General features: G+C 65.9%; 1 protein-coding gene. It reads right to left on the bottom strand.

Features of this window, described 5'->3' with window-relative positions; translation table 11 throughout:
* Positions 1-173: 173 nt before the first annotated feature.
* Positions 174-1,487: a group II intron reverse transcriptase/maturase gene (gene ltrA / locus C1I98_RS38190; protein ID WP_199537539.1), complete on the bottom strand. Its 1,314-nt coding sequence runs from the start codon at positions 1,485-1,487 to the stop codon at positions 174-176.
* Between the last annotated feature and the right edge of the window lie 672 nt (positions 1,488-2,159).

Raw genomic sequence — 2,159 nt, 5'->3', positions numbered from 1 at the left:
CGGTGTAGGGTCGGGAGCTGGCGCGGTTGCTTCTCCTGACGGTAGGGCTCGGGGCCTGTCTTCCGCCGGTTTCCCGGTCGGCTGTGCCCTCCCCGATGACCATGACCAGGTTCATGGCTCCGTTTCCAGCTCCCGCCGCATCGAACCGGGCGTGCGGTTCTCCCGCACCCGGCTCACCGACGTCGTTCACCGCCGGCATTCGGCCTCACCCGCCAGTCCTTGAAGGGCCTGGGCGAGGCGACGATTCCATACATGCCGATCAGGCCGAGTTCGTTCGGCGACAAGGTAACCAGTGTTCGCCAGCCGAACCCCTTGCTGGCACGGTGCCGCTTGCTGATGAACAAAGCGAGCCGCATCCGCGCATATTGCCTGATCTTGCTGAAGCGCTCGGCGGAGTGCCCGTACTTGAAGTAGGCCACCCAGCCACGCAGGAAGAGATTGACCTCTTCGGTGATCGCTTCAGGCCGCAACCGCCTGCGCCGGTCGGTGAGTTGCCGGATCCGGTCACGGGCACGCCGCATGGCCTTGCCCGCGGGCCGGCGGGCGAGGAAGACAAATGGTCGTTTGCCGTTGAAACCGGTCGATCGGACCAGCCGGTGGTGGAAGCCGAGAAAGTCGAAGCCTTCCCCGCCCACCTCCAGTCGCAGGATACGGGTCTTGGCCGTCTTGGGCTCCAGCCCCGGCTCGGCCAGCAGTTCGACCAGCCGGGCCAGGGCCCGTTCGGCTTGACTGCGCGACCAGCACATCACCGCGACATCGTCGGCGAACCGGACCATGACCCCGTCTGCTTCGTCCCATGCCCGATCAAGCCGGCGCAGGTAGACGTTGCACATGACGGGTGAAACGACCCCGCCCTGGGGCGTTCCGGTATCCGTTTTGCGCACCTGCCCGTCCTCCATCACCCCAGCGCGCAGGATCGCGCGCAGGAGTTTCAGGAGCGACCGGTCACAGACGCGTTCCTCGATCGCCTGTATCAACGCATCGTGCGAAATCGCCGAGAAGCAGTTGGCGATGTCCGTCTCGACCACCCATCGGCGTCCCCGCCCGTGCTCGTCCATGAGCACCTGCAGGGCGTCGTGCGCTGAACGTTTCGGGCGGAACCCGAACGAGCAGTCCAGCATGTCCGCCTCGAAGACCGGTTCGAACACGATCTTCACGGCGGCCTGCACAACGCGATCACGAACTGCGGGAATCGATGACGGGCGCAGTTCCTCCCGCACCCCCGGCTTCGGGATCAGCACCCGCCGCGCGGGCAGCGGACGATAGCGTCCCTCCCGTAGTTCGCAGGCCAACTCGCCGAGCAGCCGGTCCACGCCGTACTCCTCGGCCTTGGCCAGGGTGACCTGGTCGATACCCGGTGCGCCGTTGTTGCCGCGCACCGTCAGCCACGCGCGCGCCAGGACGTCTTTGCGGTAGACCTTGTCCATCAACGCGTGGAATCGACGCCCGGGTTCGGCCTTGGCCGCCCGGTAGAGCGTGTGCTGCAAGGCTCGGACCGGATCTCGCGGACAACGTCCACCAGATCCCCCAGCGGCGGGGATAGCCGAAACGGCACTCACCAGGCCCCTCCTCAACAGTCGCACGCATCGACGAAGCAGTGGCCCTTCCCATCGCCGCCGGTTGTGTTGTCCGATCGGCTGGTAGCGGTACTACGGCCACCTCCGACGCCCACCCGGCCGGCCATCCACTTCCCGAGGTCATCGGTTATAGGACGCCACGCTCCGGCAACTCTTTCCGCACATCACCGGGCCGGGGAGGGCCTCCCCAGTTCCCGCCGTCACTATCGATGCGTTCCATGCCCCATACGCCGGGGAGTTCTTGACGGCTGCGCTTCCAGGCTCTTCACCGCGTCCATGGCCTTCGCCCTGATCTCGAAAGGCTCGGCTCTCCCTTGTCCCGCCCCGAAGGACGGCTGAGTAACGACGCCGCAGGCTTCGCTTCATGCTACGGACCGCATCCGTTGCTTCCCCTTGAAAGGGCCTTTGACGCTGGGCTTCGACCCCGCCCGTTCCAGACGAAACCGCCAGCCTGCTACCGGGCCTCCTGGCATCTACCCGGACCGGACTTCCACCGGCAAGCGACGACGAGCTTACGAACACAAGATGAGCCGCTATGTCACGGCTTCACCTCCGTTCTACTGGGCGCACGAAAAAGGCTCA

The organism is Spongiactinospora gelatinilytica (assembly GCF_003236385.1).
Taxonomy (GTDB): domain Bacteria; phylum Actinomycetota; class Actinomycetes; order Streptosporangiales; family Streptosporangiaceae; genus Spongiactinospora; species Spongiactinospora gelatinilytica.
This window is presented reverse-complemented; position numbering and strand designations above follow the sequence as displayed.